Source organism: Parasphingorhabdus sp., assembly GCF_039968395.1.
In the GTDB taxonomy this organism is placed as follows: Bacteria; Pseudomonadota; Alphaproteobacteria; order Sphingomonadales; family Sphingomonadaceae; genus Parasphingorhabdus.
Genome location: NZ_JBDVPV010000003.1, coordinates 21,720 through 46,123, shown reverse-complemented (window position 1 = coordinate 46,123; position 24,404 = coordinate 21,720). Strand labels below are relative to the sequence as shown.

At 55.1% G+C, this 24,404-nt stretch carries 28 protein-coding genes; 6 read left to right on the top strand and 22 right to left on the bottom strand.

What is annotated here, in order from left to right; genetic code table 11:
* Positions 1–117: 117 nt before the first annotated feature.
* From purC to purQ, 5 genes are all read left to right on the top strand, one after another.
* Entirely contained in the window at positions 118–897 is a 780-nt protein-coding gene (purC, locus tag ABJI30_RS08170; RefSeq protein ID WP_348015691.1) for a phosphoribosylaminoimidazolesuccinocarboxamide synthase, read from the top strand.
* 143 nt (positions 898–1,040) lie between these two features.
* Positions 1,041–2,288 carry a hypothetical protein gene (locus ABJI30_RS08165; protein WP_348015690.1) on the top strand — a complete coding sequence of 416 codons (1,248 nt, stop codon included), beginning with the start codon at positions 1,041–1,043 and terminating at the stop codon, positions 2,286–2,288.
* Between the two features lie 29 nt (positions 2,289–2,317).
* Complete coding sequence (locus tag ABJI30_RS08160) at positions 2,318–3,718, top strand: surface lipoprotein assembly modifier (protein ID WP_348025493.1); 1,401 nt, start codon at positions 2,318–2,320, stop codon at positions 3,716–3,718.
* Between the two features lie 115 nt (positions 3,719–3,833).
* A complete protein-coding gene (purS, locus tag ABJI30_RS08155; protein WP_348015688.1) occupies positions 3,834–4,085 on the top strand; it encodes a phosphoribosylformylglycinamidine synthase subunit PurS in 252 nt (83 codons plus the stop codon).
* The gene (gene purQ, locus ABJI30_RS08150; protein WP_348015687.1) at positions 4,082–4,738 is read left to right on the top strand and encodes a phosphoribosylformylglycinamidine synthase subunit PurQ; all 657 of its coding nucleotides are present in this window, start codon (positions 4,082–4,084) and stop codon (positions 4,736–4,738) included. The genes purS and purQ overlap by 4 nt, the downstream gene beginning before the upstream one ends.
* 120 nt (positions 4,739–4,858) lie before the next feature.
* Here purQ and ABJI30_RS08145 read toward each other — a convergent pair whose 3' ends face one another.
* The 17 genes from ABJI30_RS08145 to ABJI30_RS08065 form a co-directional block, all read right to left on the bottom strand.
* Positions 4,859–5,956 carry an OmpA family protein gene (locus ABJI30_RS08145; protein WP_348025354.1) on the bottom strand — a complete coding sequence of 366 codons (1,098 nt, stop codon included), beginning with the start codon at positions 5,954–5,956 and terminating at the stop codon, positions 4,859–4,861.
* A 195-nt stretch (positions 5,957–6,151) separates the two neighbouring features.
* On the bottom strand, positions 6,152–6,601 hold the full coding sequence (locus ABJI30_RS08140; RefSeq protein WP_348015685.1) for a DUF2793 domain-containing protein: 450 nt from the start codon (positions 6,599–6,601) through the stop codon (positions 6,152–6,154).
* 64 nt (positions 6,602–6,665) lie between these two features.
* Positions 6,666–8,885 (bottom strand): phage tail protein, encoded by a 2,220-nt coding sequence (locus tag ABJI30_RS08135; protein ID WP_348015684.1) that lies wholly within the window; start codon positions 8,883–8,885, stop codon positions 6,666–6,668.
* Positions 8,886–9,323, bottom strand: a complete 438-nt coding sequence (locus ABJI30_RS08130; protein WP_348015683.1) for a peptidoglycan endopeptidase — start codon at positions 9,321–9,323, stop codon at positions 8,886–8,888. It abuts the gene before it with no gap.
* Positions 9,320–10,138, bottom strand: coding sequence for a DUF2163 domain-containing protein (locus tag ABJI30_RS08125; RefSeq protein WP_348015682.1), 819 nt, complete (start codon positions 10,136–10,138; stop codon positions 9,320–9,322). The genes ABJI30_RS08130 and ABJI30_RS08125 overlap by 4 nt, the downstream gene beginning before the upstream one ends.
* Positions 10,135–12,483 (bottom strand): DUF2460 domain-containing protein, encoded by a 2,349-nt coding sequence (locus ABJI30_RS08120; protein WP_348015681.1) that lies wholly within the window; start codon positions 12,481–12,483, stop codon positions 10,135–10,137. The genes ABJI30_RS08125 and ABJI30_RS08120 overlap by 4 nt, the downstream gene beginning before the upstream one ends.
* Positions 12,484–12,513: 30 nt before the next feature.
* Positions 12,514–13,101 (bottom strand): tail tape measure protein, encoded by a 588-nt coding sequence (locus ABJI30_RS08115; RefSeq protein ID WP_348015680.1) that lies wholly within the window; start codon positions 13,099–13,101, stop codon positions 12,514–12,516.
* Positions 13,094–13,306, bottom strand: coding sequence for a phage tail assembly chaperone (locus ABJI30_RS08110; protein WP_348015679.1), 213 nt, complete (start codon positions 13,304–13,306; stop codon positions 13,094–13,096). The genes ABJI30_RS08115 and ABJI30_RS08110 overlap by 8 nt, the downstream gene beginning before the upstream one ends.
* Complete coding sequence (locus ABJI30_RS08105) at positions 13,299–13,643, bottom strand: gene transfer agent family protein (protein WP_348015678.1); 345 nt, start codon at positions 13,641–13,643, stop codon at positions 13,299–13,301. Before ABJI30_RS08105 ends, ABJI30_RS08110 begins: the two co-directional genes overlap by 8 nt.
* On the bottom strand, positions 13,636–14,043 hold the full coding sequence (locus tag ABJI30_RS08100; RefSeq protein ID WP_348015677.1) for a phage tail protein: 408 nt from the start codon (positions 14,041–14,043) through the stop codon (positions 13,636–13,638). Before ABJI30_RS08100 ends, ABJI30_RS08105 begins: the two co-directional genes overlap by 8 nt.
* Before the next feature lie 50 nt (positions 14,044–14,093).
* Positions 14,094–14,492: a DUF3168 domain-containing protein gene (locus ABJI30_RS08095; protein ID WP_348015676.1), complete on the bottom strand. Its 399-nt coding sequence runs from the start codon at positions 14,490–14,492 to the stop codon at positions 14,094–14,096.
* A complete protein-coding gene (locus ABJI30_RS08090) occupies positions 14,489–14,722 on the bottom strand; it encodes a hypothetical protein (RefSeq protein ID WP_348015675.1) in 234 nt (77 codons plus the stop codon). Before ABJI30_RS08090 ends, ABJI30_RS08095 begins: the two co-directional genes overlap by 4 nt.
* Positions 14,719–15,057, bottom strand: a complete 339-nt coding sequence (locus ABJI30_RS08085; RefSeq protein WP_348015674.1) for a hypothetical protein — start codon at positions 15,055–15,057, stop codon at positions 14,719–14,721. Before ABJI30_RS08085 ends, ABJI30_RS08090 begins: the two co-directional genes overlap by 4 nt.
* A gap of 1 nt (position 15,058) precedes the next feature.
* Positions 15,059–15,604, bottom strand: a complete 546-nt coding sequence (locus ABJI30_RS08080; RefSeq protein ID WP_348015673.1) for a hypothetical protein — start codon at positions 15,602–15,604, stop codon at positions 15,059–15,061.
* Positions 15,605–15,716: 112 nt separating this feature from the next.
* On the bottom strand, positions 15,717–16,907 hold the full coding sequence (locus ABJI30_RS08075) for a phage major capsid protein (protein ID WP_348015672.1): 1,191 nt from the start codon (positions 16,905–16,907) through the stop codon (positions 15,717–15,719).
* Between the two features lie 59 nt (positions 16,908–16,966).
* Positions 16,967–17,368 (bottom strand): HK97 family phage prohead protease, encoded by a 402-nt coding sequence (locus tag ABJI30_RS08070; RefSeq protein WP_348015671.1) that lies wholly within the window; start codon positions 17,366–17,368, stop codon positions 16,967–16,969.
* On the bottom strand, positions 17,365–17,673 hold the full coding sequence (locus ABJI30_RS08065; RefSeq protein WP_348015670.1) for a DUF6127 family protein: 309 nt from the start codon (positions 17,671–17,673) through the stop codon (positions 17,365–17,367). The genes ABJI30_RS08070 and ABJI30_RS08065 overlap by 4 nt, the downstream gene beginning before the upstream one ends.
* 256 nt (positions 17,674–17,929) lie before the next feature.
* On the opposite strand from ABJI30_RS08065, the gene ABJI30_RS08060 reads away from it, so the two are divergent.
* Positions 17,930–18,097 carry a hypothetical protein gene (locus ABJI30_RS08060; protein ID WP_348015669.1) on the top strand — a complete coding sequence of 56 codons (168 nt, stop codon included), beginning with the start codon at positions 17,930–17,932 and terminating at the stop codon, positions 18,095–18,097.
* Positions 18,098–18,101: 4 nt separating this feature from the next.
* Here ABJI30_RS08060 and ABJI30_RS08055 read toward each other — a convergent pair whose 3' ends face one another.
* The 5 genes from ABJI30_RS08055 to ABJI30_RS08035 form a co-directional block, all read right to left on the bottom strand.
* Positions 18,102–19,253: a phage portal protein gene (locus ABJI30_RS08055; protein ID WP_348015668.1), complete on the bottom strand. Its 1,152-nt coding sequence runs from the start codon at positions 19,251–19,253 to the stop codon at positions 18,102–18,104.
* An 8-nt stretch (positions 19,254–19,261) separates the two neighbouring features.
* Positions 19,262–20,593 carry a terminase family protein gene (locus ABJI30_RS08050; protein WP_348015667.1) on the bottom strand — a complete coding sequence of 444 codons (1,332 nt, stop codon included), beginning with the start codon at positions 20,591–20,593 and terminating at the stop codon, positions 19,262–19,264.
* Positions 20,594–20,596: 3 nt separating this feature from the next.
* Positions 20,597–21,151 (bottom strand): hypothetical protein, encoded by a 555-nt coding sequence (locus ABJI30_RS08045; RefSeq protein ID WP_348015666.1) that lies wholly within the window; start codon positions 21,149–21,151, stop codon positions 20,597–20,599.
* Positions 21,152–21,322: 171 nt separating this feature from the next.
* Entirely contained in the window at positions 21,323–23,149 is a 1,827-nt protein-coding gene (locus tag ABJI30_RS08040) for a patatin-like phospholipase family protein (protein WP_348015665.1), read from the bottom strand.
* 118 nt (positions 23,150–23,267) lie between these two features.
* The gene (locus tag ABJI30_RS08035) at positions 23,268–24,344 is read right to left on the bottom strand and encodes a DUF2855 family protein (protein ID WP_348015664.1); all 1,077 of its coding nucleotides are present in this window, start codon (positions 24,342–24,344) and stop codon (positions 23,268–23,270) included.
* Between the last annotated feature and the right edge of the window lie 60 nt (positions 24,345–24,404).

The window sequence follows — 24,404 nt, the reverse complement described above, 5'->3', positions numbered from 1 at the left end:
CGCGACCTGTCGCTTTCGCTTATAGCGAACACGCTTTGCCCCGATCTGTCGGAGTCCGTTTGATTCGACAATCGGGGCATCATTTTTTTCGCTTCTCTCAGCGAGTAGGAACCAGCTATGTCCCGTCGTCGCCAGATCTATGAAGGCAAGGCCAAAATTCTTTATGAAGGCCCCGAACCCGGTACCATCATCCAGTATTTCAAAGATGATGCCACGGCTTTCAACGCCGAGAAAAAGGGCACAATCAACGGCAAGGGCGTGATCAACAATCGCGTCAGCGAGCACATCTTTACATTGCTCGGCCATATTGGAATTCCAAGCCATTTCATCCGTCGTCTCAACATGCGTGAACAACTGGTGAAACAGGTGGAGATCGTTCCAATCGAAGTGATCGTGCGAAATGTCGCTGCTGGTTCCCTGACCAAGCGTCTCGGGATTGAGGAAGGCACACCGCTTCCTCACACATTGCTCGAATATTGCTACAAAGACGACGCTTTGGGTGATCCCTTGATCGCAGAAGAGCATATTGCGTGTTTCGGATGGGCGACCCAGGATGAGATGCAGGACATTTCGTCGATGGCGATTCGGATTAACGACTTCATGGCCGGCATGTTTGCCGGAATCGGTATCAAGCTGGTTGACTTCAAGCTCGAATTCGGACGCCTGTTTGACGGTGACTTTTCGAGGATAATATTGGCTGACGAAATCAGTCCTGACGGGTGTCGACTGTGGGACATCGAGACCAACGAGAAGCTTGATAAAGACCGGTTCCGTAGGGATCTTGGCGGAGAAGCCGAAGCTTATCAGGAAGTTGCCCGTCGATTGGGCCTGTTCCCGGAAGGCGGCCTCAGCGAAGTCCTCGACCTGGATAGTGAACGAAAGAAGCGCGGAAAGTAACCATAGTTTTTCGGCTGGCTTTTAGACCAGGCGTTGCATGACCTCTGGCGGGGGCAAGCAAAAAGCTCGGATGGTTTACGCGAAATTAACCAGCTGAATGATAGCAGTGCCCTCATATGGAACTCATGTGAGGAATTTTTCCAATGCGCCTTTTGATCTTGTTAGCCAGTACATCGATGCTCGCCGCTTGCGGTGGAGCCGGCCCTCAATCCGCAGGTAGTGCCGCACCTGGAGGCAGCACCGGTGGCGGTGGAACTGGCGGCGGAGGAACCGGATCAACGCACACGTTCGTCAACCCGACGGAACAGAAAAACTATCGCGCAGTTGGTGGTACTCACAGCTATCAATATTCCGTGGAAGAAGCTGGCACGCCAGGTGCACGCCAGGGATCACAGCTTTATCAAGGCGATGCAACCACGGTCCGCAACACAAACCTCACGATCGACTATAATCCGCGCGATGCCATTTTTAATGTCAGTTTCAGCAATGGTCTGGCCGGCACAGCCGGTGCCAGCCGCTTTCAGGATCCCGTCCATCGCACCGATTTCGGTGGAGCGGTTGAGCCACAATTCGGTACACCGGACCTGCAGTCAGCGCAATTTGGTCTTCAGGGCATCAATTATCTGGAGTCGGGATCTTCTGCAAATCTGTTCCAGACATCTCCAACCGAATTTATTTTCGATCTGATAGATTCGGCTTCACCGGGTAGTTATGACTCGACAACATTCTTCTACCAGACGCCGGGCACGGAAACACAATATGTGACCTTTGCGGGCTATCTCCGCAATACGGTTGGTTTGGTCAATCAGGAAATTGAACTGCCAGACGGCTCTACGACTGAAATTCTGACCCAGACCAATACATTTGAACGCGGCGCATTTGCATATGGTGAACTGTCTGCAAATGATCAGGTTCCGACAACGGGAACAGGATCATTCGACGGATCGATGCTTGCGACCATGGTATTCAACGATCAACCCGATGCCACAGGAAATTTTGATACCTATTTTCAATGGATCGCTGGTCGGGCCACGACCGATGTTGATTTCGGCGCCAACACCTTTGCTCTTTCACTGGATGGAACAGTAGGTGCCCCATTTACGGATGGAACGAGCGGACAGCATAGCGTTCTTGAAAATGCACAATTCCGCGCTACCGGTGCCGGCCAGATTGATCTGGTTGCGGCGGGCGGTTTTTTTGGACAGTTTAACGAGGCTTGGTTTGTCAATCCGGGCGGCGCACGTCTTGATCTCGTCATTGCCGGCTCCAGCATTGACGGCGCTTTCTACGGACCTGGTGCCGAAGAAATCGGCGGCGGCTTTCGTGTCGTGGGTGGAACACCTGATGAACGTATCGACATTCTGGGAACATTTGTCGGCCAGCGTCCCTGAGCCAGAACCAGGAAAGGCGGTTCGCGGCGATGAAGGTTTGCTCCTCATCAACTGTTATGGTGGCGTTTCTGGCCGCAGCACCGGCGTGTGCCGCTGCAGATGCATCTGCAGGCGCAGCAGTGCCAATTGCGGTGCAGCAAACGAAGCCTGCTTGTGACGAAAGCGGAAACTGCCGGTTTCAGGTGACACCCCAACAACTGCTCGTCAAAGCAGAGCAGCTTGTGCGTGAAAAGAAATATGATGCGGCCGCTCCACTTGTTGCGGCGCTCGGACAGGTTCCGGAAATGCAGATGCAGCAACAGTTTCTGGCTGGCTATATCGCCGTGGAAACCGGCGATCTGAAGGGCGCAATCCAAACTTTCCGGACGATGCTGGAACAGGATCCCGGCCAGACCCGTGTTCGCCTCGAACTCGCGCGGGCCTATCTTCTGACTGGCAAGGAATCGAATGCGGACTATCATTTCCGTCTCGCCCAGAGTGACGAGAACCTGCCAGACCCGATCGCCCGGACTATTCGCAACACGCGGAGCATCCTCAGAGATCAGCGAATCTGGAGGTTCAGTTTTGATTTTGGGTTCGCACCCGACACAAACATAAACGGCGCTACTGATGCGGAACAGATTGATGTCAATTTTGGTCCGGTGAAAATTCCGTTGCAGCTTAACGACAATGCCCGTGAACGATCCGGGGTAGGTCAAACAGCAGGGTTTTCCGGTGGAGTCAGACTTAAAGCTGCCAAAAACCTAGCTTTTCTGTTTGATGCCGACAGTAAGATCGTCAACTACAAAGGCAAGGCCGCAGATGATATTGTGACACAAATTGCGATCGGCCCGGAACTTCGCGTTGCCAGCTATTCCAGCTTGTCTTTTCAGGCTGTGGGACAGCAGCGCTGGTATGGCGGACGTCTCGCTACGCGCGAATATGGCGGACGCATCGGATTTCAGACAGCACTCAGCCAGGGACAGCGCGTCGGTATAGAACTTGATGGGCGTCGCGCGGATTCAAAATTCAGCAACGCCTATAGCGGCTGGCAACTTGGCGGAAACGCAACCTATGAACATCTGGTCGGCAAATCGTTGATCGCCTCCGCAAGCCTCTTCGTTCGCCGTGATCTTTTGAATACAGACAGTTTTTCCAGCGTGAACTACGGTGCCAATCTTGGTATCGGAGGCGAGCTGCCTTATGGACTGAATGCCGGTGTCTCGGCCAGCATCAGCCGCTCCGTTTTTGATGCAGCCAATAGCTTCTACTCCGATGAAAAACGTCGTGAATGGAGAAGCTTCGCGCGGGCCTATATCGGTACAAGACAATTCAAGCTGCTCGGCTTTTCACCGTCGATCGACTATAATTTTTCGCGCGTGGACAGCAATTACGACCTGTACCAGATGAACCGCCACAGAGTGAATTTCAAAATGGCGAAATTTTTCTAATAATCTGCAACATTTTTCAATATCGGACGAAAGTCTTTCTCGCTCCCTCTTGCTCCTTTTGGCGACGGCGCTATAGGACAACAGAATAGCTCCGATCATCTGAAAAGTGAGTTCCATGAAACTGAAAATTTTTGTGACGTTGAAAAACGGGGTTCTGGATCCGCAAGGAAAAGCCATTCATCACGCCCTGGAGAGTCTTGATTTTCAAGGCGTCAATGATGTCCGGGCGGGTAAACTGATCGAACTCGATGTCGACGACAATATGTCCGATGCGGACATCACAAAAATGTGCGAGAAACTTCTGGCCAATACGGTGATCGAGAATTTCGAAATCGAAAAAGTGACGGATGCGGAACCGGCAGAATGAATTCAGCCGTCATTGTATTCCCCGGGTCCAACTGCGATCGCGATATGGCGGTCGCACTGGAAACAGTATCGGGAAACACGCCGCATATGGTCTGGCACGGTGAAACAGATTTACCCGACAATCTGGACATAATTGCAATACCCGGTGGATTTTCATACGGGGATTATCTGCGGTCAGGAGCAATGGCTGCGCGTTCCAACATCGTCGACTCCATTCTCGATGCCGCGGCAAAAGGCGTAAAAGTTCTGGGCGTCTGCAACGGGTTTCAAATTTTGACCGAAATCGGTCTGCTTCCCGGCGCATTGATGCGCAACAGCCAGATTAACTTTATCTGCAAAGATGCCCCGCTGTCAGTTGAAAATAATCAGAACAGCTTCGCATCAGGTTATGAAGCCGGAGAACAACTGGTCATTCCTGTTGCCCATCATGATGGAAATTATTTTGCCGACGATGCGACGTTGGATTCGCTCGAAAATGGCGGACAGGTAGTTTTTCGCTACCGCGAAAGCATTAATGGTTCAGCCAGAAACATCGCCGGGATCATGAATGAGGACGGAAATGTTCTGGGCATGATGCCTCATCCCGAGCGGGCAATAGACCACAAGCACGGCGGAGTTGATGGTCGCCGGCTGTTTGAAGCACTGCTCAGCTAACCCTGGTCAATCAATATTTTGAGAAGATTTCTTTGCGCGCAAAGATGCCGTTTTTGTACGTCTGCAGGACATAAAAAAAGGGCCAGTCCGAAGACCAGCCCTCTTTTTTAGGTGATGCTATCAGCTGCCGGAGCCAGGACCATATTGAATGGTCACGTTCCGGTTTTGAGGCTCACGAACACCGTCTGCGGTTTCTACGCGAGGACGCGATTCACCGAAGGCTTCACTGGAGATCGCGCCGCCGTTGATGCCACGTGATTCGAGATAAGCCCGAACCGAAGCGTTACGACGTTGAGACAAGCCGACATTGTAGCTGGCAGAACCAGATTTATCAGCATTACCAGCAAGCATAACCGCTGCGTTACCGCAATCGCCATATGCAGTTACCGCATTGTCCAGAACCGTAGCTGCCTCAGGAGTGATGTCTGACTGATCCCAGTCAAAGAACACAATGTAAGGGCCAGGCGCACACACAGCGGCCGGTGGAGGCGGTGGTGGTGGTGGAGGCGGTGGTGGCGGTGGAGGTGGTGGTGGTGCTTCGCCGCCGAAGTTGTAGATCAAGCTACCCAGAATGGAGTGCGAGCGCATGCGCGTAGCGACATCCTGTCCGAGTGAATCAACGAGGTCTACTTTATCCGCATTGTAATAGCGATATTTCAAACCAACATCCCAGCTATCGCTCAAAGGAGCGCGAACTGCTGCGATGACCTGCCAGGCGAATCCGGTGTCGGAATCGTCGAGGAAGGCGTTCGCAAGAATGTTTGTAACTTCAGTACGGGCAACACCAACGCCGCCGCCAACTGAACCTTGGATGCCATCATCGTCACCAAAATCCAGCAAACCGTTCAGCATGAAGCTGAGAGAGTTGACTTCGCCGTTAATTGCCGAAGTGCCGGTAAATGGTCTTGAAGTTGGGCCAGTGCCGCCGCTGTCAACACCAGGTGCGCCAACTTGAATTTGTGTGGCTGCTGCAGACTTGTAGGCTACTTCTGATTCCAGACGAAACCCGCCGAAATCGTAACCAACAATCCCACCGATATCATAACCGGTATCGTGGTCGACTTCAGCTGCATCCGTAGCGGCACCAATGTCTGAAGTAATGTCTTCAACGAGCATCGCGCCGCCTTCTACGCCCACATACCACTGGCCATCACGGGCCAGAGCAGGTGAAGCGAGCGCCGTGGAGGCAAGCGCCAATCCTATGGCAAGCTTCCGCATTTATATTCCCCTTCTCATTTAGGTTCTAAAATTCACGGCGCTTTGTAACCCTTCATCCAATTCAGTGCAAGCCGACAAATCCCATAACTGTTGCGAAAATGTCGCCATTTTCGTCATTTAGATCAAAAAGCGACTGCCTTTGGCCCGTCCGAAGGCAGCGAATTGCAAATTTTCGACTCAAAAAGCGAAAGATCGTCAAGTTTCAGGCAAAATAGCATGTGTTTGCAACGCAGTAAGAATCGAATCAATCGCTGTACGTGCTTCACTGTCAATTGCGGTTCCCCCGGTCGCTCCGGCCACGAAACCTGACATTTGCCATGCATCGTTACGAAAAATCGCCTTCACTCCGCTCGAGCTGATGGCGACTCGCATAAACTCGACTGGCACGATGAAACTCCATCCGTTCTGGGTCCATGCCGCAATCTCGCCATCATGGCCCACCCAATCGCCAATCGCACCGGTATCAACCAGCCAGCATTGGCCATCTTCTGCGGACAATACTGAAGGATCACTGGATATCTCCTCGACGACCGGATCGATGAGAAAATCAACCAATGTAATGGCCTTGTTGTGAAAAAGCTCTTTGTGGACCTGACCCGTCGCCAAAAGCGGCAGCGCAAACCGCGCTGTTTGGTAATCTGTCATTCAACTTCCTCCATTGATGCCTAGGAATGCCCAAGTTTGATTATTGTCACGCGGAAACGCGACATCACGCCAGGGATACTGATATGATCAATGGATCAGACCATCCATATCGACCGATCTGGCTTACTTCAAAGGTCAGACTTATTGTCCCGGAACTGATATATTGCGTAACATCGGCAGCTGAAATTTCGAACTGAGGTGCCGAAACCTCCTCTACCGCTACCAGTTGCGACCCTTCATCAAGCCAGATAGAAATCCGGTAGCGCTCATCGTCTTCAGCACGCGGCGCATCTACGCCATCCAGCCACAAAAGGCCGGCGCGGGATCTTCTGGTCCAACCAAGAGTCAGATCTCCGGTCGAACCGAATGAGCGGGAGGGATGCACCGGAGACCATGGCTTCAATGCCCGCCCCGAATATGCCAGAGACGCGATCACTGGTTCATCATCATCTCTGCCCACTACGGCAATGCTGACCGGCTGAAAGATAGAATAAAATCGAGACCCGATTTCAACCAGTGAACCGGATTCAAGAAGTATGAAATCTTCATCAGCCTCGTGCCGCTCGATTTCAATTTCGGTTCCACCAAGCCCTCTCAAAAGTCGCGATATGCGATACCGGTTATTGCCCAAAGGCAGCGCGCTACCAAACTGGATGATTTCAGCACCTATTGAGGCCAGGTTCTGACCTGCCAATAGCTGCGCATCACTGGCGTCATGCAAATTCATTTCTGGATTGTGGAGAACGATATCCAGTTTGCTCACTTCATCGACGAGCAGCGGGCTTGCACCGGCCAAAATATCTTCACATGTCCCCAACAGAGCGGGGGATGGCACAGGAGCAATCCATTGTGACGATTCTCCTTCGTCGTCCACCGTATATAACTGCGCATTGCGCCAGCCGGTTTCGCCAGCCGCCACCGCAAATAGCCGTGGAGAATCAGATATTTGCTCCGGAGATTCCAACGCAAAAGGCAAATCCACAAGGGCGGCACGCGTCGGACCGGCCAACGCATCAGGTTCCTGTACCGCACGTCCTTGATCGGCTGAGTTTTCCTGGTCTGGCAGTCGACCTCCAAATCGTGATAGCGCCAGTTCTATTGCACCGCCTTTGAATTCCCATCCACGCACACGCCAGGTATCAGGCCAATTCGGTAGCACAACCAGGGATCCTGGTTTCGCGAAGTTTGAAACCGGCACAATGTGCGCGCTTGCCGAAACCCGGTTCTGATAAGCAGCCCAAAGACCGGTATCAGCCAGAGATCTGGCATCTGCAGCGGGCAGAACCGCAGGAAAATCGAGATGTTTGACCATTCTGCTTTTCCCGGATCGAAAAGCATTTTGCAGACTGGTTTGATAGTCTCGGTCAGGATCGTAGTAACGCAAGGCAAGCTGCCGGGGAACCTGAGCCTCGGAACGGCTCTGCATTTCAGGTCGACTCAGATCCTGACCATCAGTCTGGTGGGCTATGTGTTGCTCCTCGAATATTGTCTTTGCCAGCTCCTCTTCCAACTGGTGGAGCGCGTGATGTCCGGTCCCGACATCCTGAAATGACATGGGCATGGCCCGCATTAACGGCAGGATGGCGGCTCGCCGATCCGGCCCCGCACCGGCAAAGCCGGACAAGGTCCGATTGATGTCCGATGAAATGCTGTCATTCGAGAGGTCCGCCAGAATATCCGCAACAATGACGTCCTGATCATCTGCGATCACTTCAAATGTGAGTGACGGAATGCGGTTTCCGTAATCCGCCAGGTCCATGTCTTCAAATACCGCCACTGCCAAGCCTCGAAATGCCGGCGAAGCGCCATCTGCTTCTGCTGCTTCAATCAGATCATCTGCCAGCTGATCTTCCTGGCCAGTGTGTATCTGAAACCCGGTCGGAGTTTTGAAATCACCGGCGGACCCCCTGAATATTTTCCCATCCGCCCAGATCCGTCCGACGGAATAAATGGGGCGACTGGACAGCGCGACAGCGAAACAGGCTGAATAGGCATAAGTCGTGCTGCCCGGCTTGCCCTTCCCGCTGCTTTCAGTCTGTTTTGTTTCCTTGATATCCGTCGCCCAGATTACGGTTCCTGCAACCCGCATGCGTCCATAAATACGAGGAATCTGAGAGCCATAGCTGGATGTTTGTACGGTAAGGTCCTGAATCCTTGGCCCTTCTCTGCCTGCAGGCTTGAACAACAGGTTCTGATCCAGGGTCTGTCCCAAAACAGCACCGAGAGCGCCGCCTATTGGCCCACCAATTGCGCTGCCCACCGCCGTCAGCACCAACGTCGCCATTTATTCCTCCAACAATCTGAAAATCGCCAGTAGTTCTCCGAGCCTGCCCGCTCTTGAAAACACGACTTTGCGCAAACCGGCATGCGCATGAACCATCCCGCCTGCGGCCCCGATAATCATGTGCAACTGCAACGGCGCCGGGCGGGTCAACATGATATCTCCGTCTCGCCAGCGGCGCGGGGACTGCCCTCCATATTCGCCGATGCGCGTCAGCCCGATGCCAGACATGAACCGTTCTACTTGCTTCACAGTGCCGCCTCGCAGCGCGTAGCCGTTCGGCGCTTCGCAACGGATTCCGGCAGCCGCAAGGCTAAGCCAGCACAGTCCAATGCAATCAATGCCGTGTACGGGATCCCGGCCATGCAACCGATAGCGCGTGCCACATAAACGCCGGGCTTCACCGGCCACAATTTGCGCCCGCGGGGTCTGTAAACTCATGCGCCGGGATATCTGGTCAGCAGATCATTCCCCGGCAAATGGGGTTCACCGCGAAAGTTCACGACATTGTTAAACCGGTCGCGGCAGGTGGCGAACATTTTGTTGCATCCGGCCGTCAGTAGGGCGCGGTCACCGGATTTCACTTCGCCGCGAGGCTGATCCGCCAGCAGAATGTGATTGCCGCTGCCGCTCATGATCGCAAAGCTCAATCCGCAATTCTCGCCGGTCAGCCATCTCAGTTCGCCAAATCCATAGAGCGCAGCCTCGCCGGCAAGAGCCTCAAATTCCAGCCCGTCACCATCCACTGCAGCCAATATGCAATGCTGCTGATGCCGGTGCAGACTGATCTTGCAGCCCTTGCCCCCGAAATCGGCTCGGCACGAGGGGGAAGTCAAAGGAGCAACTGGTTCATCCAGCGCCGATGTTGGTCCAAGCATTTCCACGCGAAAGCGGTTTTCAGATTGCACAACTTCTGAAAATTCACCGCTAATCAGGTGCACAATCTCATTTTCAGGATTGGCCCAATCGATCAGCAGTATCTCCAGACGGGCCCCGTTCCAACGGCCGGACAACAGGTCACTTTCGGTAATTGCCGCGCTCGTCATCACGCCTTCGACTTCAACATTATTATAATCAAGATCGTCGGTCAGCGCGATTGTAGAGGGCACCATACCGGGTGCGGCACGGTAGGTGAAATCGTCAATGCTGACATCGCGGTCGTGTGATACAAAGCCGAATGCAACGCCATCTTCTCGCTCCAGCCGCCAAGCAAACGCCCGCGTCGTCACTTGCTGGTCAAGCCAATCAAGACTCATGACGCTTCTTTCACTTCGACAAGCGGCACCACCGGGATCTCACCAGCCTGAAACGTGGCACAATTGATGTCCAGCCTGTCCTCTCCAAACCGGACGGGCACGTCGAACAGAAAGCCGGCAGTGATTCTTGCACCATCCGGGGGCGGCTGCGAAAATTCAATCTGTCCCAATTCCGCCAAGGTCCAGTCATTGACCTCCACCCCGTCTATCGCGACAACAATCGTGTCGTTCTCCGGACGCGTAATCTGGCGCACTTGCGGCTCTTCACTGTCTGCGTCATAGTTTTTGATCAGCGGAAAAAGCGTCAGCTGATCATCACCAATCCCGATCAGTTGATCCAGCGCCGTGGGAGAACCTGACATGCCGTTTGAACTGAAATCACTTGGATCGCGCACGCGAAACGCCTTGGCGGCACCGCGGCGTGCACGGAAAAAGCCCAGCAAAATTCCAACCTCTTCTTCACTGCGCACACCCGGACCGACATCAAATTCCAGCCGGGCATCGACCCAATTGCTGTTGCGTGTTTCATGGCCAGACAGGCTGGTCGTGATGCCTGTCGAAAATAACGGCGACACACGCGCGCCCAGCCCAATGGCCAAAGGAAATTGTACGTCGTCAAATGCGTTCACATCTTCATCCTCTTCTCCAAAGTAGACAAAACCGTCACGGGCAATCTGGGGCAGTGCCCAGACAAATCTGGTTTCGATACCGCGCGCGGCGGCGGCATCCAGGGCATCTACCATGTTGCGCCAGATGAACCTGTCGTTCGCTGCGAGAACGAAGCCCGAAAAATAATGCTGCTGGTCGATTGGATAGCCCAATCGTGCGGTGGCAGCGGTAGCACCGCGAACTGTTGATGCATGATCGCCGGCAATGACCCAGTCATAATCCTCCAGCTGCAGGATATCGAATGCAGGGCTGGACCAGCCCACGGGCAAGTTCGCCCGCACAGCTTCAGGTGCCTCTACATCCACAATCGTGGGCAGATAGGCCAGAAGCAGAGTTTCCACTGCGACACCCCCGGCTTCATCCATGACCGCCGCAATCAAATCAGCGGTCGATTGCGCAAGCAGGACACCCGCGATATCCAGCATGTCCTGCTGTTCCTGTGTTTTTGGTCCCTTGATGTCTGAAATGGAGACACTGGTCTCGCCAAAGGCAGCAGTGGCGGCGTCATCATAAAGGCAGATCCGACCGTCGGTCATGATCCACCACCAGGGTTCACCCACCTGAAACCGGATCGCGGCACCGGCATCACGGGCAATGGCGGTAAACGCCCGTGCAACAGCTTGCAAATAGGACATGGCTCCGGAATTGGCCGGCGACAATAATGCAGATGGAGGCTCCCAACCGGTCAGCGCGGGTTCGCCATTTTCCGCGCGCTGCTTCCAGTCGTTCCAGCAATGGGCATCGAACAATTCATAGGAAAGTGAAAGGATCACCTCGTCGCCCAACTCCATGGCGCGGGTGATAAAATCACGGTGCCAGGACACACAAGGCTGGTTGATCGCGGCAAATTCTTCATGTTCCTGCGGCGCGGAAAGGCTGACATACAAGCCTTCTCCCAATGTTCCGAGCCTGAAATAGTGGCTCATGCCAAGATAATGGTTGATCGTGCCGCGATATCCCAGCGCCCGGATTGATCTCAACAGTCTTTCAGGTGTCTGGTTGAAACTGTCGTCATAAGCGGTTGCCATGGCCAGGCCATGTTCCGGGACAATTATATCGCCAATCTCGAGAACAGCGCCGTCGCCGTCAGTTGAAATCTCATTCATCTCGACCCAGCCTTGCATGGGTGTTTCGTAACGCGTTCCCAACGCATCATAAGCCGGTGGAACGATGGAAATGAACAGTCGGTCGATGTTGGCAGGATCGACGGGATCTGCTTCACCAGGCAAAAGAAAGCCGCCATCAAGCGCCGAAAACTCCAAAGATATGTAAGCATCTTCTGACGTGCCGCTGGCATAGTTCCACAATCGAACATACCATGATCTTGAATTGCCCTGCGCATCATGGCCTTCGATTGTCAGGGTTGGCCCATGAACCGAGTCGAGCGGCATGATCCCGGAAGATCTCCAGCGGAACCGCAAGCTGAGGCGGCTGTAGTCTGTCAGTGTTTCATAGGCGAGCAAGGGATGATCGAGTCCGTCCGCACTGTCCCAGATCAGACCCGCCAGTTCGTCGCTGTTGTAGAATATGGCATCAACCCGAAGCGCATCCGGCGCTGTGGTGACGACAGATGCCATCATCGGACGCGGAAAGTTTACAGTCCAGAATCTCGGATCAAAGCGCTGTATTGTACTGCTACGCTGCGAAGTTCTCTGGTCGGCAAGCCAAAAGCCCATTTCAGTCGTCCTGTTCTGTTGTCTGCGGTTCTAGAGCGACCGGCTTGCCAGCGCGTTGCGGACCACCCGCGCAACCTGTCGGCTCGATCGCCGCATCTGATCCGGCGCGCTCCCGCGTCCATTGTCCGAAATATTGATGGTCAGTTGCAGACTGGGCTGGCGGGTAGATGGTTCCAGGTTTTCGATACGCCCAGAGGATGCGGGAACAAACAGTTCCGGGCCTTGTTCGCCCACCTGGTAGGCCCGACCCTGTGTTACCGGCCCACCGGTGGCTCTTCCCGGCATACCCAATACCGCGCCCAGAACTGCGTTTCCGATTCCGGAAAAACCGCCATTCCCATCGCTTTCGCCGCTGCCGAGCAGCCGGGCCAGTCCGCTGCTAATCGCAGCATTGGCGATTTCAGCTATGACAGCCAGCGCCGTGCGCTTTAAATCTTCAAAGTCGAGCGATCCTTGCCGGATGGCGCGGCTGAGCGTGCCTTGCAGTGCAGAGCCAGCCTTTTCCAGGCCGTCGGAAAACGGGCCGTCAAGTTGGGCTTTCATGTCCGCAACATCCTTCGCGAAACTGATTGTGTCTGCACGCACACGCACGGTCAGCTGTTCGATCTCATCATCCATCAGGGCAGTCTTTCTTCATTTGTTCCAGATTTTCCCGGTTGATCGGTACAATATCCGCCGACCCGCAACTTGCCTCCGTCCAGGCCATGAACACAGCGTGCAGTTCAGCAGGCGTGGACGACCAGAACTGTTCGGGTGACCAGCCAAATATTGCGCTGATTAATCCGGACAACCGGAACATCGCGCCGCGAAAATCGTCACGCATCCGGGGGTTGGCTGACACCGGCGGCATGACCTTGCAATATCTGCTTCAAGACGGTTTTGAGCGCCGGGGTTGTTCCACTCAGGCCGAGGCTGACAATGGCCTCGTCAAACTGCTTCCGGGTCAAATGCTCCGGCCGGTCCTTGACCAGATACCAAAACAGGGTTGTTATCTCGGAGAGTTTCAATTGCCCGTCAGCGGCCCGGCCAACCAGAGCCAGCAACGATCCAAGTTCCTCTTCCACTGCGACCAGTCCGCCAAAACTTGGCCGCAACACGATCTCGTAGCCTCCGATTTTCAGTGATGTTTCACCGCGCACAATGTTTGCCGGATCAGACATTCACAATTGCTCCGGAACTTTCGAGACTCAAAGTGTAGCTGCGTTCTCCATTATAGTCGCCGCTATAATCCAGCCTGGTCACCAGAAAATCACCTTGCAGGATTTCACCGCCCTCAAAGCTCAATTGATAGGCATCAATCAGACCGTTCAGCGCATGATCTCTGATACGGGTCTCTGCATCCGATCCTGTGAACACGCCGGCGCCGGAAACGGAAACAGACCGAACGCCAGCGCCCGACAATAATTGCCGCCATCCGCCACTATCCTTGTTTGTAATCGCGACCGGTTCACCGTTTACCGACATGTGCGTCGTCCGCAGACCCGCCATTGTGGTGTAATTTGCTGGACTTTCTCCGTCGCTGATTTTCAGAAGGAAGGCACTGCCTTTTTCTGCTGTCATGTTAAAATTCCTTTATGGTGTTGGGGGCTCAGATCTGTTGTCCGGATTGTCTAGGATTGCAGGCATCGCGCACGATATTCGACAATTCCGAACCATGGTCCGGTTGCGCTTCGCACGATCCGTGTCCGGCGAAATCGGAAGGTGACGATCGTCCAGTCCTGCGGTTCTTCGATTCCATCGGCCAGCGCCTCTTCGACCAGCGCCATGACCCGATGCAGTCGCGCGGCAGAACTGCCGGTGTCATGCACTGTGAGCCCGAGGGTCAGCGCGCGCCCAACTCCCGTTTTGTGGCTCCAGTCCAGCGAAGCCCCGGTCGTCAGAGCAATATAGGGAAAGACTGCGCGCGGAGGCGGACCGTCAAAAACTCCGCTGATTTCTGCAACCAGCGGCTGATGATTTTCGAGCGAGGCGACAAGACTTTGCTGAACAGCTTGCAGTGCACTGCTCACCGAACACCCCGCATCAGAAATCCGATGTCCCGCAAGCTGCTGTTACGGACGCGTTCACCGATAACATCCGACCCGATGACCATCAGATCATCGCCGCGTTTCCGGACCACAATATATTCGGGAAGATCTTCCGACAGGACAGCTTCAGTCGCATCCAGTTTGCGCGTGACCTGAACGGCCGCAAGATTTTCGCCCCGTGCCTGCAGGCTCTTGACCAATTTGTCGGTCATCTTGTTTCCTCCGCAATCAAGGTTGTTTTCGGTACTGGCCTGAACTCGGCAGTCGCCGTCCGCACGATCAACCGGCGCGCATTCCACACAATATGATCTCCAGGTAAAATCTCTTCAGCCAGACGCAGCACAAATTGCCATACCGGCATTGCAGCACGGCTTTCTGCACGTTCGTCCGGCATCGAGCTGTGAGCTTCTGCCCCAGCCCAAAAATCGCCAATAGATTCGAATTCACCCGACGCCGACCCCGCCCCGTCACGCACGGCCGTCGGCCTTTCGATTAGAATGCGCTCGTGTAATTTTCCGGCAAATTCCGGCCTGATGTTTTTCGGCATGTCAGCCCATCCTCATCCGGCGATAAGGACGCCAAAGTGCGGAAACGGCATGCGGCAGCTGATGAACATCGTTGCTGTCACGATTGGCATAAAAATAGCCAGTCATTCGAACGATGCCCTGACGCAACATGGTCGGCACTTCCTCCCAGTCCGCAACCAGCCCGGCCGCATAACTCACCCGAACGCGCGATACTGACACAGCAGTTTGCAGCCGTATCCAGCCTTGGCCATCGCTATCAATATCAACGATATAATCGTCAGATGACAATTCTTGCGTCAGTCCGTCAGCTGCAACAGATTCAACCAGATCGATTGCCTGGACCGGCAAACGGCTTAGTTTCTGCCAGACGTTTTTCACCGGTAACATGTCCTGGGCCATGCGTGCGACAAGCAGTTGCCGAGTAAAACTCTCACAAAGCAGACTGGCACTGCCCGCCATTTCCGCGATCGCCGGATCATCCTCGTCATGATCGAGCCGCAGGAAGGCCTTTATCTCGTCTATGAGATCGGCCGGAATATCCGGCAAATCGTCTATCGGAATACTCACAATGGGTATCCTTTCCATCGGCTTTCAAGTTACAAAAGTGATGCACCCGTGCCAGTCTGTTGGGGGAGCATGCAGGCACGGGCGCGGCCGTCGAAGCGGCAAAACCTTCAGACTAGCTGGCGCTGAACTGCATCAGTTTAATGGCCTCGCTGTTCATCACCTGTCCGCCGACACGTTTGGTCGCGTAGAAATGCACAAAGGGTTTGTTGGTGAACGGGTCTCGCAAAATGCTGGTCGCACTGCGTTCGGCGATCAAATAGCCTGCCCGGAAGTTGCCGAATGCAATGGATAGAGAATCTGCTGCAATGTCCGGCATGTCTTCTGCTTCCACAACCGGATAACCCAGCAAAGTACCAGGTTGGCCCTGAGCCAGAGAAGATTGCCACAGAAATGCGCCATCCGCTGTCTTGAATTTGCGTATGCGCGCCAGAGTGCTACTGTTCATGACAAAACTGGCGCCCTGACGATAGGCAGGCTTCAACGCATGGACCAGATCAACCAGCGCATCTTCGCCGTCACTGCCTGCAAAACTGCCGCTCGATCCCGAAGCAACATATTGCAGCGAACTGAAATCACGAGCGTCATCCGGTTCGTCAGTCACGATGCTGTTCAGAAATCCCAGCGGTTGATTGACCCCCGACCCATTTACAAAGGCAGCCCCTTCCGACCGGGCAAATTCCCGTGCAATCTCGTCTGACAGCCAGACCTCGACATCAAATACCGCGTCATCCAGCATCGCCTGCGAAGCCGCCGGATTGGCATAAAGTTCACCGGCGGGCGGAGCGATCTCGTTGAAATTCGGGGTGTCGGTTTCGGGGCGCGCTGCCGTTTCGCTGACCCAGCCTGAAGGCGTGCCGCCATCGGTAACCAGCTTGCGATAGCCGGCGCTACCGGTTTGGACGACCGTTGCAATCGACCGGATCGGAGATATGTCCTTCAATGTGCGCCCGATCAATGCATCGATCTCTTGTGGTACTGCGAAGCCGCCTTCCGGCCCGGAGGTCCCGGAGAAGCTCTTCAGCTCAATCCCGCGATGGTCGCCGCGGCGCAGATATTTTTCGGTAAAGTCACGGCGTTGCGAAGACAAAGACAGTCCCTTCGTGCCATCCAGCACCGGCCGGGCGGAAGCCCGCGAGATATCTGCCATCTGGGATTTCAAGCCATCGACATCGGTTCGCAATCCGGCAATCGCGTTATCCTGTTCGCTTGGATGCGCCGCCTGGGTAGTTGCATCAAAGCTGGCTTCCAGCGGGTCTGCCTTGATCTCGAGACAGGTCGAAATTTTTTCGGGGGAGAGTGTCATGTTTTTCCTTTCTTCTGGGCAATATAAAGCCGCCCGTTGCGGGGCGACACGGCGTGGTTTCATGTTTGCAGTGCAGTTACGGTTGCAAGTTGCTGCATCGGGGATGTGACCAGCGATATCTCGGCAACATCCAGATCAAGCAGCTCACGCGGATTGCGGCCAGTAGACTCGCGGACCCGGTATCCGAAGCTCAGGCCAGTTCTGATCCGGCTGGACAGCATCTTCGATGCGCTGCGTCCGGCACCTGTTGCACCGGACACAGTTCCGATCACCCGCAATCCCCGCGCATCTTCTCTGGCATAAGTGATTGTTCCGATCCGGTGTTCGGGGCTGTGTTGCCACAACAGCGGTATGGTCTGGCCATGTGGCAAGTCTCCAAATGCACCAGGTCGAATAATATCGCCGCCTTTGTCGAGATGATTGAAGATCGCGGCATAACCGGCAAAGCGAGTGACGTTCATGTCACCAGATCACCCAGCCCCAGGCGCACAGCAATTCCGATTAACAGCAAAGCGAAGAAGGCCCGGACAATCCACGTCACAGCAGCCTTCCAGGCGCTGGCCTTCGCGTCGCGCCACGCCCGCAATAACTCGCGCAGCTGGTCAATATCATCCTGCGCCGTCGGGTCGGCGAGGCCCAACCGGTCCAGCACCCGTTCGGCGCCGCTGTCGGTGGCTTCCTCTACAATCGCACGCAACGTCACCAGCTCCGCGCCATCGCCCTCCGCCTGCTCGATCAGGCGCGCAAGCATTTCTTCCTTTTGCATATTTGTTTGTCCTTTGTTTATAAACCTCAAGCGCCGGGCGCGGGCATCCGCCCGCTTGGCTATCCTCGCATAAGCTCGGGCGCGCGGTCGCGCTTGCCTCCGCTTCGCGTCGGTTTGGCGCAATCTAAAGAGAGGTCGCCGAACGGAGCGCAGCGAGACAAGACCGACCGGCGCTTGCGGTCTAAAAGAGACTCATTCCCAATTCTCTGAGGCAAATCACCATTGACTATCGTTCCTGACTGACAACAATGGTCCAATGAAACGATTAGCTATCGGCGGCCTTTCAATCCTACTTTTGGGAGCATATGTATATGCCGATGCCACTGATTTTTTCCGTATCGATGGATGTCTGGATAGCGGTGGCAGCTGGCACTATGACGAGCGTGTCTGTAGCATGACAGACAGTTACCAAGGCCCGCGATAACCCCTCACTCAATTCCCAGCATCGCCCTTTTCTCTTCCGGTGACAGAAAATCCGCTTCACAAACCTGTTTCCACAATCGCTCCCGATCTTCGGACAGGGCCGGGATCTGATCGCGGTCAATGTTCAAATCAAGGTCAGGCCACCAGTCTTGCAGCCCGCGGGACAAGCCTTCCAGTAACTTGCCGGCGAGCGGCAGAATCGTCAGCCGCCAAAGCGCGCGATTGGCTTCCCGGTAATTGGCATAGCTATTGTCGCCCGGCAGACCGAGCAGCATCGGCGGGACGCCAAAGGCCAGAGCGATTTCCCGCGCCGCCGCCGCTTTCAGGGCTACAAAATCCATGTCCGCCGGGGACATGCTCATCGATTGCCAGGACAGTCCGCCTTCAAGCAACATCGGGCGTCCGGCATTGCCCGTACCCGCAAAACTGGCTTCCATCTCTGCCTTCAGACGGTCAAACTGATCGGGAGACAGTACCGATCCATCTGCTCCGGGATCGTAAACCAGAGCACCGGAAGGCCGGGCCGCATTGTCGAGCAAAGCCTTGTTCCAGACTGTCGCAGCATTGTGCACGGCAACCGCCCTGGACGCGGCCCCGAGACAGCCCAGCCCATAGTGATCATCCGTTGGATGGAAAGCTTTGATGTGAATGATCGTGTTTCGCCCCCCGGATTCTTCGGCAGCGAAACGGGTCTGATTTTCTCCGGCACGATAAACATAGGCAGCAGGCCAGCCTTTGGCGTCTGGCTCGATAGTGATCCGGTCCGGCCGCAACGCAAACAGCTCTGCGGGCTGGTGATCAATATCACCCGACAGCCCCTCCAGGACCTGGACATAGGCATTGCCATGCAGCAACAAATGCGCAGCGATTGTTTCCAGCAGCGGCTGGCCCGCACTGGTGGTCTGCAACAAGGCTTCCACCGAACCATTAACCGGCACGATCGGAGCCCCGCCCACACCTTCCGAAACGATACGGACTGCGCGCTGTGCAATCGCATTCTCGATATAGGCTTCGCGCACCGATGCCTCATAGGAGAACGGCGCAGTGCCCGAAAGAAACGCACCACCATATGTGCCGATATAACTCCGCCCCAAGGGCGCATGTGTGTGTCCGCTGCTGCCTTTCAGCGCCAGCGCTATTCTGTTCCAGAATGTCATCTATTTTCCTAACTCACCGTCCGAACATGGGGTGACTGTGATGGTTTGAGCATCAGTTCCGTCAGCGCATAAACCAGCGCATCTGCACGGTCCGGTGATCGGCCGGGACCTTCATAGGTTCCGCCTACCAGCAGGCCGCACAGTTCGTCCTCAAGCCGTGCAAAGCATTCGGCATGATGAACCCTGCCCGCCTCATAAAGCGCAGCCACGGGTTCCGCTCTCGCCACTTTGCCGCGGGAGGCGTGGACCAGTCTGACCGGCAAGGCAATATTGGCCGCATGCAGGACCGATTTCACCATCGCTCCGCCCTGATTGGCTTCCGCGATCACGCGGTCTGCCGTCCAATTCCGGGCTGCATCCGACACCGCCCGCGCCCAGGTTTCGGGACTGGCGTGTGCAATGCTGCAATCCGCGAGAACCAAAGCCTTCGCATCCCGCTCCGAGCCAACAAGACCCGCGACAATTATGCCGCAAGCATCACCCGTTGCAGAGGCAGGCGGGTCGACTCCGATGACGACACGAACCGGCACACCCGGATTCACCGACCGACAGGACTCGATCATTTCCCGGGTCCACAGCGCGCCTTCCAATTCTTCAATCAACTCGCCATCAAGCTCCTGCCGTCCGAGACGCGTTCCGCCATAATCACTTAGCATCGCAGTCAAAAAAGCCTCCGGCAGATTGAGAACATTGTCCAATGTCCGCCCGCGAGTAACTGAAACCGATGCCTCTCTGACCAGGGCGCGCACCAGAGGCACGGGACGCGGCGTGGTCGTCGCGACGATCTGCGGTCGCTCACCCAGGCGCATGCCCATTTTCAGATTGTCCCAGGTCGCCCGGGCCTGACCGTTGTTGTTTAGCCATTTGGCAATTTCATCACACCAGGCATGACTATGCGAAGGCCCGCGCAGGCCCTCTGGATCTGCAGCCGAGAACAGTCGCGCCTCGGCCCCGTTATTCCAGCGCAATCGCTTCAACGAAGGTTCCCAGACCGGAATATCTCGGGACGGTGCAATGGATAGTAATCCACTCTCTCCTTCAATCATCACCGCTCTGGTTTCCGCGAAACTGGCTCCGATCAGCGCAAACCGGGCGGTACCATCACACTCGGCGATAGAGCGGACCCATTCCGCACCGGCCCGGGTTTTGCCAAATCCTCTTCCTGCCATGATCAGCCAGGTTGCCCATTTGCCGTCTGGAGCAATCTGCTCTTCACGTGCCCATCGCGACCAGTCCGACAGATAGGCGAGCTGGTCCAACTCATTCAGGCTGTTCAGATAATATTCCTGTTCCTCAACCTCGCCATCGGCAAATTGCCGGGCGCTCCAGATATTGGTCATCCGTCAGCCAGCATTGCCGGAAAGCGGTTCGTTTCCCGGTTTGTTGGCGTCATTCTCGCGCGCCCGGCGACGTTGTAATCTCTCGCGCATGGCATTCAGCTTCGCATCGATCCGCGCCCGGACTTCGACCGCACTTTCGGACTGTTGTGTCTCAGTTGCCCTTGTCATCGCGACAGTCTCCTTGTGCAGCGCCAGCAGCCTGAGCGCGGTGGCATCATTATACTGCTTGATCGTGCCGACATGTTTTCCACCATGAAAAACAGGGACGTCCACCCCGCGTCGCGCACGCACGAGCAATTCCATTTCCAGTAACTCGAACCCGGAGGCCAGAGCCGCCCGCCATTCCTCGGCAAATCCGTTATCCTTGTCACGCCAAAGATACAGCGTTGATCTGGAGAGTTTCGCCTTTCTCGCAGAATGGGCGACACAGGACGTCGCCGCCAGCTCCGCCAGAAAAATCTGCTTTTGACTTTCCTGCCAGGCTTGCAGCGGCGTGTTTCGGGATTGTCGATCCCTTTCGGGATTGCGCCCGGAACTTTCCATTTGTTCGCTTGTCATAACATCCCGTCGTTCGGCCGCCAAAATAGCCGGCACAAAAAAGGCCGCAGCACCTGACCTGCACACCCACTTGAAAAGATGGCTTGCTGTCAGAGCCGTCCGACCCGAATCACATTTTCTCGATGTTCCGTATATGTACCTAAATAGCGTGACGATGTCAAGTATTTTTACCTATTTGGCTAGATTTGCTTTGAAATCTGCGCTTATCAACACTTTTTCGGTGATATATTCTGCCGCCATATCCGCCAGTTCACGACCGAGATGCCAGTCCAGAATCTGCATATCCGGGATGATCGGCGGATTGACCAGGATATCATCACCACTGAGCATCTCTTTGGATGCCATCCGACTGGCCACAACCATCGATCGGGACATGATTTCGACAATCGAAGGAAACTCGGCTTCCCGCTTGCGCCGCATCATGACATCACGGAGCAAGGTCCACCGTCCCCTGACATCATCATATTCTACATCTGTGCGCCAGACCTCATTGGGGTCACCCAGCGATACGACAATATTGGGGCCGGCTTTCAGATCGTGCATGACCTTGACCGGGACATTGTCCAATACCCCCCCGTCGACCAGTATATTGCCTTCGCGATCAATGAACGGAGGCAAAATTGTCGGCAGGGAGCCGGAAGCCCGAACGCATTCCCAAAGCGGACCGCGCCGGTGAATATGCAGTCCATTGGTTGACAGGTTGGTGGAGACGCCAAAAAAATTGATGGGCTGATCAGCAATGTCCCGGGTGCCATAGCGCGTGCGCAACTCGCTATCGAAGACCGTTGGGTCAAGCAGCGAATAGAGCGGCAGCGTCAATCGGCGCATTGCCTTGGCCTGAATGAACATCGCTTCCATCTGGTCGAGCGTTTCTGCAACGGACATGCCCCGGGCAATTGCACCGCCCATCGCAGCGCCCGCGCTGGCACCGCCGATAAAATCAATGGGAATATCAGCCTGTCGCAGCGCTTGAACCACGCCCAGATGCGCACAACCCAGTGCACCGCCACCAGCGAGAACAAGACCAATTGCGCGTCCGGTCAGGAACCGCGCCACCTTGTTGAAGTCTCCATCTTGATCAAGCGCCATATGATGGTGCAATTTGGGCTGACGCGGATCAATCCACGCCGCGCTATGGGATATGGTTTTGCTGGCCTTGTCCCGGACGAGCAACAAAGTGCGATGATCCTCGCTGATCCAGCGCAGTGCTTTTTCCTCTGCCTGGTTCGTGTCCGGTGTCGCCATTCCGGGGCGCCCAACCATGACAAGTGCATCAGCATTCCGGCAAATCTGGTCGCTCCATTTTTCTGGCCCGCTCCCATCGACCAGAACATAGGCGCCCTTTGCTTCCTGTTCCGCGAGCCACGCCTGATATGCGGCTCCGTCTGCAGCCTCGCTCGTGGCGCGGTCGAGTGCGACCACAGCGGTATCATCCGGGATCACCGCTTCAAATGCCGCGGCCAATCGCGAAACAAACCCGTCGGGAAGCTGCGAGTCCCCGGCAGGCAACAAAGCAATGACGCGCGGCGTGGTGGTCGACCCGGATGAAATTCGGGCAGTGGCAGCAGCAAGACGCTCCGACACCAGTTTAAGCATGGCTTCATTCAATGACGGATGCGTGTGAGTTATGTCATCAAATGCACGCCGCGAAACTTTCAGTACGGCCGAATCCCGGGTCGCCAGGACATCAGCCGTCCGTTTTCCTCCCGCGAAAAACGCCAGCTCTCCAATCGCTTCACCAGCTTCGATATAGGCGACAACGTGAACCTTGTTTACCACGACGCGAAAACGACCCGACTCCACAAAATACAGGGCATCGGCATCCTCGCCCTGCTCGACGAGCAATTCTCCGCCAGACACCGGCCTGATTTCAGAAACCGCGGCCAGCGCCTCAAGTGCATCGGGCGGAACATCCGCAAAAAGTGCATGGCGGGACAGATCGGGAGAGATTTGCGCAGCCCCCGACGTCGCATCACCGGATTTGAGATCCTCTGACATGCCACTCCTCAACAGGTGCGACCCCGTTGAAGCCATTATTGATAATTTGCACCAATAAGCAATGTTTTTCGAAGCTTGCCAGTCATTTGACCATCAATTTACCAAACTCTCAACTTCCCTAAAAAGCGCAGATTATACCGCGATTGGGAGCAACCTTGTTGGCCAGCATTTCCAGATAGGCACTTTGCAATGCTTCCTCTCCGGACAGATACTCCACCAAAAGATGGCCATCGACGCCGGCAACAAAGTTTGCAAACTGCGCGTCGACCCGCGCGCGGAACTCCACTGGCCCGATTTCCTTCATCAGTGTTTCCGCCGCGGTCGGGGCAAAAAACAGAACCGGCGCTGGCCCTTTCAAGTCGCTGGCACCGGAACGTTCCGATATATGGGTTGCGCCGACTAGCGAACTGAATTTCAGATTTTGATCCCAGAAGTCATGTATCTGGGTCAGCAATTTGCTGTTTCCCGCAAAATCCACGGATACGATTTGCTGTGCGGCATCTGCGCTTCCAAGAGCGTCATATGTGAGAACCTGGTCATACAGGCCGGTATCATTGACAAAATCGGCATTGCCCGGTGATGTCAGTCCGATGCGTTTTACGGCGGGACTAAGATTTTTGGCGACCATGGCAAGGCCCAGTGCGGTTTTTGAAGATGCGCTGGTCAACAGCAATGCTTCTGCACCGTACCAGTCCGACTGACGCATAAAATCCTCAATCAAAAAACTGGTCGTGAAAAGGGGCTGATACAGCGCGCGTTCGGCTTCGCCGGTGCCGGCATCCGTTCCCAGTCGGTTATATTGATTGTAGATAATTGCCAGACCCTGGCGATGCGCGGCAGTATCGACAAAACCTGCAGCCGTGACATTGCCCGGCGCGACCACCAGATGGCTTGCCATCGGCAGATAACCGTAGATTCTTTCGCCTACGGCGATTTCGGAATTTTGGGATGCGACAACTTTTGCAAAGCCCCAAACCGGTACAATTCCTGCTTCATCATCGCCGGTCGGGAAAAAATTCCAGTATCCGAAACCATCACCAACGGCGGCATAAGTAATGTTATTTGCAGTCAGCGCATATTTTTCGATTTCCAGCAGAATCTCTCCATCGGCCAGGTCAGGAATAGCGCTGTGATGCCATTGGCTTTTCGGCAAATCCGATTTCTGAACCCAAAGGCTGCTGACTTGATCACTCATTCTAAACTGCTCCACTTCGCAAATTACGGCGTCGATTGATCCGTTACGCCGGTCACCATA

Bases quoted from the DNA above. Each gene is read 5' to 3' on its own strand.
- purC (WP_348015691.1), top strand. From the start codon at position 118: ATGTCCCGTCGTCGCCAGATCTATGAAGGCAAGGCCAAAATTCTTTAT.
- ABJI30_RS08165 (WP_348015690.1), top strand. From the start codon at position 1,041: ATGCGCCTTTTGATCTTGTTAGCCAGTACATCGATGCTCGCCGCTTGC.
- ABJI30_RS08160 (WP_348025493.1), top strand. From the start codon at position 2,318: ATGAAGGTTTGCTCCTCATCAACTGTTATGGTGGCGTTTCTGGCCGCA.
- purS (WP_348015688.1), top strand. From the start codon at position 3,834: ATGAAACTGAAAATTTTTGTGACGTTGAAAAACGGGGTTCTGGATCCG.
- purQ (WP_348015687.1), top strand. From the start codon at position 4,082: ATGAATTCAGCCGTCATTGTATTCCCCGGGTCCAACTGCGATCGCGAT.
- ABJI30_RS08145 (WP_348025354.1), bottom strand. From the start codon at position 5,956: ATGCGGAAGCTTGCCATAGGATTGGCGCTTGCCTCCACGGCGCTCGCT.
- ABJI30_RS08140 (WP_348015685.1), bottom strand. From the start codon at position 6,601: ATGACAGATTACCAAACAGCGCGGTTTGCGCTGCCGCTTTTGGCGACG.
- ABJI30_RS08135 (WP_348015684.1), bottom strand. From the start codon at position 8,885: ATGGCGACGTTGGTGCTGACGGCGGTGGGCAGCGCAATTGGTGGGCCA.
- ABJI30_RS08130 (WP_348015683.1), bottom strand. From the start codon at position 9,323: ATGAGTTTACAGACCCCGCGGGCGCAAATTGTGGCCGGTGAAGCCCGG.
- ABJI30_RS08125 (WP_348015682.1), bottom strand. From the start codon at position 10,138: ATGAGTCTTGATTGGCTTGACCAGCAAGTGACGACGCGGGCGTTTGCT.
- ABJI30_RS08120 (WP_348015681.1), bottom strand. From the start codon at position 12,483: ATGGGCTTTTGGCTTGCCGACCAGAGAACTTCGCAGCGTAGCAGTACA.
- ABJI30_RS08115 (WP_348015680.1), bottom strand. From the start codon at position 13,101: ATGGATGATGAGATCGAACAGCTGACCGTGCGTGTGCGTGCAGACACA.
- ABJI30_RS08110 (WP_348015679.1), bottom strand. From the start codon at position 13,306: ATGCGTGACGATTTTCGCGGCGCGATGTTCCGGTTGTCCGGATTAATC.
- ABJI30_RS08105 (WP_348015678.1), bottom strand. From the start codon at position 13,643: ATGTCTGATCCGGCAAACATTGTGCGCGGTGAAACATCACTGAAAATC.
- ABJI30_RS08100 (WP_348015677.1), bottom strand. From the start codon at position 14,043: ATGACAGCAGAAAAAGGCAGTGCCTTCCTTCTGAAAATCAGCGACGGA.
- ABJI30_RS08090 (WP_348015675.1), bottom strand. From the start codon at position 14,722: ATGACCGACAAATTGGTCAAGAGCCTGCAGGCACGGGGCGAAAATCTT.
- ABJI30_RS08085 (WP_348015674.1), bottom strand. From the start codon at position 15,057: ATGCCGAAAAACATCAGGCCGGAATTTGCCGGAAAATTACACGAGCGC.
- ABJI30_RS08075 (WP_348015672.1), bottom strand. From the start codon at position 16,907: ATGACACTCTCCCCCGAAAAAATTTCGACCTGTCTCGAGATCAAGGCA.
- ABJI30_RS08070 (WP_348015671.1), bottom strand. From the start codon at position 17,368: ATGAACGTCACTCGCTTTGCCGGTTATGCCGCGATCTTCAATCATCTC.
- ABJI30_RS08065 (WP_348015670.1), bottom strand. From the start codon at position 17,673: ATGCAAAAGGAAGAAATGCTTGCGCGCCTGATCGAGCAGGCGGAGGGC.
- ABJI30_RS08060 (WP_348015669.1), top strand. From the start codon at position 17,930: ATGAAACGATTAGCTATCGGCGGCCTTTCAATCCTACTTTTGGGAGCA.
- ABJI30_RS08055 (WP_348015668.1), bottom strand. From the start codon at position 19,253: ATGACATTCTGGAACAGAATAGCGCTGGCGCTGAAAGGCAGCAGCGGA.
- ABJI30_RS08050 (WP_348015667.1), bottom strand. From the start codon at position 20,593: ATGACCAATATCTGGAGCGCCCGGCAATTTGCCGATGGCGAGGTTGAG.
- ABJI30_RS08045 (WP_348015666.1), bottom strand. From the start codon at position 21,151: ATGACAAGCGAACAAATGGAAAGTTCCGGGCGCAATCCCGAAAGGGAT.
- ABJI30_RS08040 (WP_348015665.1), bottom strand. From the start codon at position 23,149: ATGTCAGAGGATCTCAAATCCGGTGATGCGACGTCGGGGGCTGCGCAA.
- ABJI30_RS08035 (WP_348015664.1), bottom strand. From the start codon at position 24,344: ATGAGTGATCAAGTCAGCAGCCTTTGGGTTCAGAAATCGGATTTGCCG.